This window comes from Pseudomonas sp. R62 (assembly GCF_000257605.1).
Lineage (GTDB): Bacteria > Pseudomonadota > Gammaproteobacteria > Pseudomonadales > Pseudomonadaceae > Aquipseudomonas > Aquipseudomonas atacamensis.
This window is the reverse complement of sequence record NZ_JH635998.1, coordinates 793,338-798,967: the sequence shown is the minus strand read 5'-3', so window position 1 is coordinate 798,967 and position 5,630 is coordinate 793,338. Positions and strand designations below refer to the sequence as shown.

Genomic DNA, 5,630 nt, shown 5'->3' with positions numbered 1-5,630 from the left:
GCCAGCGCCGCCATCTCTTCCTCACGCCCCCAGCGCTTCATCGGAATCAGCGCCGTATCCTCAGCCAACGCCTGTTCATCATTACCAATATGCTGGGTCATCTTGCTCGGAAAGCGACCCGGCGCAATCACGTTGACGTTGATGTGCTGGCTCACCAGTTCCCGGGCGAGAATTCGCGACAACTGATGCAGCGCCGCTTTGCTCGGCCCATAGGCATACGCCTGCTCGCCAAACGAAGAAATCCCCGCCACCGAACCGATATTGATGATCCGCGCCGGATTCGCCGCCGAGCCAGCCTTGCGCAGCAACGGCAGAAACTGCTGGATGCAACTGAACACCGACGTCACATTGAGCTGCATGACTTTCTCCCAGCCCTTGACCGGATAACTCTCCAGCGGCGCGCCCCACGTGGTGCCGGCGTTGTTCACCAGAATGTCCAGATGAGTGATCTGCTCACCCAGACGCGCGGCCAATTCCCGCACGCCTTCTTCGGTCGCCAGATTCGCCGCCACGCCGTGGCAACTGCCCAGCGCGCCAAGTTCTTCGGCGGTTTGCTGGCAGGCTTCAACGTCGCGCGAGCACACGTAGACATGGGCGCCGGCCTCGACGAACGCCTTGGCGATCATCTTGCCGATACCACGGGTGCCGCCGGTCACCAGAGCGGTGCGGCCTTGCAGGGAAAAGTAGGGATGCATGACGAGTCCTGAAGATTAGGGATCAGTACACCCTAGTCGTCAGCCGCGAAAAGCGGAGCCATTATTTTTGCAGGGAATGAGGGGCCATGCGGCCAGCTTCGAGTTGCAAGCCGCAAGCGGCAAGTTAAAGCAGGGGCTAACTTGCAGCTTGCAGCTTGTAGCTGCTTTACGCTCTAACGCGCAGCGTGAGCCCTTTGAGGAAGTTACGCAGCAACTGGTCGCCACACGGGCGATAGTTGGTGTGGCCGACCTTGCGGAACAGCGCGCTCAGTTCAGGCTTGGATACCGGAAACTCGGCGGCTTTGAGGATCGCGTGCATGTCGTCTTCTTTCAGCTCGAAGGCTACGCGCAGTTTTTTCAGGATGATGTTGTTGGTCACCGGCACTTCGATCGGTTGCGGCGGACGGCTTTCGTCCTTGCCGCGCTTGAAGATCACCAGACCGTCGAGGAAGTGCGCAATGACTTCGTCCGGGCAGCGTACGAAGCCTTCTTCGTCTTCTTCTTTCTTGTCGAGCCAGGTGATGACATCGGCGAGCGTGACGTCCATGCCGCCCAGTTTGATGATCTCGACAACTTTCTTGTCGCTGATGTCGAGCATGTAGCGCACGCTGCGCAGTACGTCGTTATGAACCATGTCGGTATTCCTGATGCGTTGTGGGCAGCGCTCGTAAGCACTGCCGAAATGTATGGCGGCAGTGGAAGTTCTAGAACTTCTCTTTGCCGGACAGGTAGCGCCACTGGCCGAGCGGGACTTTGCCGATCGACACGCCGCCGATGCGGATGCGGCGGATGCCGATGACCTTCAGGCCAACCGCTTCGCAGAACTGCGCGATGATTCCCGGCTGCGGGTTTTTCATGGCGAAGCGCAGGCGGTTTTCGTTCTGCCAGCTGGCCTTCACCGGCGGCAGCTCCTTGCCCTTGTGCGTCAGGCCGTGTTGCAGGCGGTTGAGGCCGTGGGCAGCCATCTCACCTTCGACTTCGACGATGTATTCCTGCTCGATCTTCGCCGCGTCGGCGGTGAGCTTGCGCAGGATTTTCCAGTCCTGGGTGAACACCAGCAGGCCGCTGGCCTGGGGCTGCAGGTCGGCGCTGGCGGTCAGGCGCAGGAAATGCCCGCGCAACGGGCGCTTGCCGTAGCGATGCTCTTCGCTGAGGGTTTCGGCGCTGAGCGTTTGCATGGCGCTGTCGACATCCATGCCGGCGGGCGCGTTGAGCAGGATGGTCACCGGCTCCGGCGCGGTGGCCTTGGCGTCCTTGTCGAGCTCGACCTTTTGCTCGCCGACCTTGAATTGCGGCTCATCGATGACTTCGCCGTCCACGGTGACCCAGCCGCCCTCGATGAACAGCTCGGCCTCCCGGCGGGAGCAACCGACCAGTTCGATGAGGCGTTTGGAGAGGCGAATCGGGTCAGTCATGACGGGGCCGTAACAAAAAAGGGGTGGGCATTGTACCTGTGTGGAAGCGGTTAAGCCCGGTTCCATTTACTGGATGGTCGCTTTGCCTGTGGGAGCTGGCTTGCCAGCGATGGCATCGCCTTGGCATTTGTTGGTCACCGCGGCGTCTGCATCGCTGGCAAGCCAGCTCCCACAGGGTTCTATGTGGTGTCAGGCATGGTTCGCGCGCTGCTGGTTTTGCCGCAAGCGCATATGCAGCAGCGGATACGGCTGGCCCATGCCATCGACCTCGGAGCGGCCGATCACTTCAAATCCCTGCTTTTCATAAAAACCCAAGGCTTGCGGGTTCTGCTCATTGACGTCGAGTTCATCGGCGTTGAGCCGTTCGATCGCATAGCGCAGCAACTGCTTGCCCAAGCCTTGACCACGATGAGCAGGATCGATGAACAGCATTTCAATCTTGCCCGCCGCCACACCGGCAAACCCGGTGATGCGCTGCTGGCGGTCCTTGGTGCAGATCAGCATGACCGCATCGAGATAGCGGGTGAGCACCAGATTGCGCAGCAGCTCGATATAGCTGTCCGGCAGGAACTGGTGAGTCGCACGGACCGAGGCCTCCCAGACCCGGGTCAGTTCCTCGTAATCGCTGATTTTCGGTGTGTGGATGACCGAATGTTGACGCATGTGCGTGTGCCTCTTGTGCGGTTCAAGGGAGTCCGTCCCCCGCTAAACGATAGCCGCAAAAAAGCCCCGTATCTCGGAAAAGAGCGGGGCTTCTGGATACAGCGCTATTCACTTGTGGGAGCGAGCCTGCTCGCGAAGGCATTGTGTCAGGCAATATTTACAGCGACTGACCCAGCGCATTCGCGAGCAGGCTCGCTCCCACAGGTATTTTGCGGTGCTTAGATCTGCTCAGCCCACAAATCATATTCGTCGGCATCAGTCACCTTGCACCAGACCTTGTCGCCCGGCTTCAGGTTGCTGCCATTGTCGATAAACACGTTGCCATCGATTTCCGGGGCGTCGAAGAAGCAGCGGCCAACCGCGCCTTGTTCGTCAACCTCGTCCACCAGCACTTCGATCTCACGACCGATGCGCATTTGCAGGCGTGCCGAGCTGATCGCCTGCTGGTGCGCCATGAAGCGCTCCCAACGATCCTGCTTGACGTCGTCCGGTACCACTTCCAGATCCAGATCATTCGCTGGTGCGCCGTCCACCGGCGAGTACTGGAAGCAGCCGACGCGGTCGAGCTGGGCTTCGGTCAGCCAGTTGAGCAAGTACTGGAAGTCTTCTTCGGTTTCGCCCGGGAAGCCGACGATGAAGGTCGAACGGATGATCAGGTCCGGGCAGATTTCGCGCCAGTTCTTGATGCGCGCCAGAGTCTTGTCTTCGAACGCCGGGCGTTTCATCGACTTCAGGACTTTCGGGCTGGCGTGCTGGAACGGGATATCCAGGTACGGCAGGATCTTGCCGGCGGCCATCAGTGGAATCAGCTCGTCGACGTGCGGGTACGGATAAACGTAGTGCAAGCGGACCCAGACGCCCAGGGTGCTCAGTGCTTCGCAAAGCTCGGTCATGCGGGTTTTCACCGGCGCGCCGTTCCAGAAGCCGGTGCGGTATTTCACATCAACGCCGTAAGCGCTGGTGTCTTGCGAGATAACCAACAGCTCTTTAACGCCGGATTTGACCAGGCGCTGGGCTTCGTCGAGCACATCGCCAACCGGACGGCTGACCAGTTTGCCGCGCATCGACGGGATGATGCAGAACGAGCAGCTGTGGTTGCAGCCTTCGGAAATCTTCAAATACGCGTAGTGGCGCGGGGTCAGCTTGATGCCTTGCGGCGGCACCAGGTCGATCAGCGGGTTGTGATCCTGACGCGGCGGCACCACTTCGTGCACGGCGTTGACCACTTGCTCGTACTGCTGCGGACCGGTCACGGCCAGCACGCTCGGGTGTACGTCGCGGATGTTGCCTTCTTCCACGCCCATGCAGCCGGTGACGATGACCTTGCCGTTTTCCTTGATCGCTTCACCGATCACTTCCAAAGATTCAGCCTTGGCCGAATCGATGAAGCCGCAGGTGTTGACGACTACAACGTCGGCGTCCTGATAGGTGGACACCACGTCATAGCCTTCCATGCGCAGCTGGGTCAGGATGCGCTCGGAGTCGACCAGTGCTTTCGGGCAACCCAGAGATACAAAGCCAACCTTTGGATTGGCCGGCGCAGGAGTGGTGGGCATGTCTAACCTCGGTGTTTTGTGACGTCGCTGGCCACGCGCGGCAGCTGACGGATGGGCGCTTGAGATGCGCCTCTGATCAAAAAGTGCGCAATTCTAGCGGCGGGCAACGCACTTGACCAGCTTTATACGGGGAAATACGACGAGTGCTGCGCTATGCTTCGCGCCGTTGAGCTTTACCGATTTCGTGCAGTCAATCATTGGTCTGTAACAACAGGTAAAACAGCGCATGCTGCAACTCAAAGCATAGTGCTTCCTTCAAAGAAGCCGGTATCGAGATCAGGAGTGTTGGATGGGTCAGGCAAGTAGTCATGCGGCGGGCGCCGAGGGTTCGGCAAGCAGACCGCTGAGCATGCTGGTCGCGGCGGTCGGGGTGGTTTATGGCGACATCGGCACGAGCCCGTTGTACACCCTCAAGGAAGTGTTTTCCGGCGGTTATGGTGTGCCGGTCAATCACGACGGCGTGCTGGGCATTCTGTCGTTGATCTTCTGGTCGCTGATCTGGGTGGTCTCGATCAAGTACATGATGTTCGTCCTGCGCGCCGACAACCAGGGCGAGGGCGGCATCATGGCCCTGACGGCACTGGCACGGCGGGCAGCGGCGGGGCGCAAGCGCCTGCGCACGCTGTTGGTGGTGTGCGGGCTGATCGGCGCGGCGCTGTTCTATGGCGACAGCATGATCACCCCGGCCATTTCGGTGCTGTCGGCGATCGAAGGCCTCGGCCTGGCGTTTGAAGGCATCGATCACTGGGTGGTGCCGCTGTCGCTGGTCGTGCTGGTCGCGCTGTTTCTGATTCAGCGCCACGGTACCGCGCGGATCGGCATTCTGTTCGGGCCGATCATGGTCACCTGGTTCCTCGTCCTCGGCGCCCTTGGTGTGTACGGCATCAGCCACACCCCGGAAGTGCTGCACGCGCTGAACCCGATGTGGGCGGTGAATTTTTTCGTCGTGCACCCGGGCATGGGCGTAGCGATCCTCGGCGCGGTAGTGCTGGCGCTGACCGGCGCCGAAGCGCTTTACGCCGACATGGGCCACTTCGGCCGCAAGCCGATCGCTCGCGCCTGGTTCCTGCTGGTGCTGCCGGCGCTGGTGCTCAACTACTTCGGCCAGGGCGCATTGCTGCTGGAAAACCCTGACGCAGCGCGTAACCCGTTCTACCTGCTGGCACCGAGCTGGGCGCTGATTCCGCTGGTCGGCCTGTCGACCCTGGCCACGGTGATCGCCTCGCAAGCGGTGATTTCCGGCGCGTTCTCCCTGACCCGTCAGGCGATCCAGCTCGGTTACATCCCGCGCATGTACATCC

At 60.5% G+C, this 5,630-nt stretch carries 6 protein-coding genes; 1 reads left to right on the top strand and 5 read right to left on the bottom strand.

The annotated features are described in order from the left end of the window. The 5 genes from OQK_RS05065 to rimO all read right to left on the bottom strand — a co-directional run. Positions 1 to 695: SDR family NAD(P)-dependent oxidoreductase (locus tag OQK_RS05065; RefSeq protein ID WP_016771409.1), on the bottom strand; the 695-nt coding region annotated here is incomplete at its 3' end. Positions 696 to 861: 166 nt separating this feature from the next. Then, positions 862 to 1,329 (bottom strand): DUF1456 family protein, encoded by a 468-nt coding sequence (locus tag OQK_RS05060; RefSeq protein WP_016771408.1) that lies wholly within the window; start codon positions 1,327 to 1,329, stop codon positions 862 to 864. 70 nt (positions 1,330 to 1,399) lie between these two features. Further along, positions 1,400 to 2,110 (bottom strand): rRNA pseudouridine synthase, encoded by a 711-nt coding sequence (locus tag OQK_RS05055; RefSeq protein ID WP_016771407.1) that lies wholly within the window; start codon positions 2,108 to 2,110, stop codon positions 1,400 to 1,402. 189 nt (positions 2,111 to 2,299) lie between these two features. Beyond that, positions 2,300 to 2,773, bottom strand: coding sequence for a GNAT family N-acetyltransferase (locus tag OQK_RS05050; RefSeq protein ID WP_016771406.1), 474 nt, complete (start codon positions 2,771 to 2,773; stop codon positions 2,300 to 2,302). A 218-nt stretch (positions 2,774 to 2,991) separates the two neighbouring features. Beyond that, positions 2,992 to 4,329, bottom strand: coding sequence for a 30S ribosomal protein S12 methylthiotransferase RimO (gene rimO / locus OQK_RS05045; RefSeq protein WP_016771405.1), 1,338 nt, complete (start codon positions 4,327 to 4,329; stop codon positions 2,992 to 2,994). A gap of 349 nt (positions 4,330 to 4,678) precedes the next feature. Between rimO and OQK_RS05040 the strand changes: the two genes are divergently transcribed. After that, positions 4,679 to 5,630: KUP/HAK/KT family potassium transporter (locus tag OQK_RS05040; protein WP_443216331.1), on the top strand; the 952-nt coding region annotated here is incomplete at its 3' end.

Excerpts from the sequence above, each read along its gene's own strand:
- OQK_RS05050 (WP_016771406.1), bottom strand. The coding sequence starts at position 2,773 with ATGCGTCAACATTCGGTCATCCACACACCGAAAATCAGCGATTACGAG.
- OQK_RS05055 (WP_016771407.1), bottom strand. The coding sequence starts at position 2,110 with ATGACTGACCCGATTCGCCTCTCCAAACGCCTCATCGAACTGGTCGGT.
- rimO (WP_016771405.1), bottom strand. The coding sequence starts at position 4,329 with ATGCCCACCACTCCTGCGCCGGCCAATCCAAAGGTTGGCTTTGTATCT.
- OQK_RS05060 (WP_016771408.1), bottom strand. The coding sequence starts at position 1,329 with ATGGTTCATAACGACGTACTGCGCAGCGTGCGCTACATGCTCGACATC.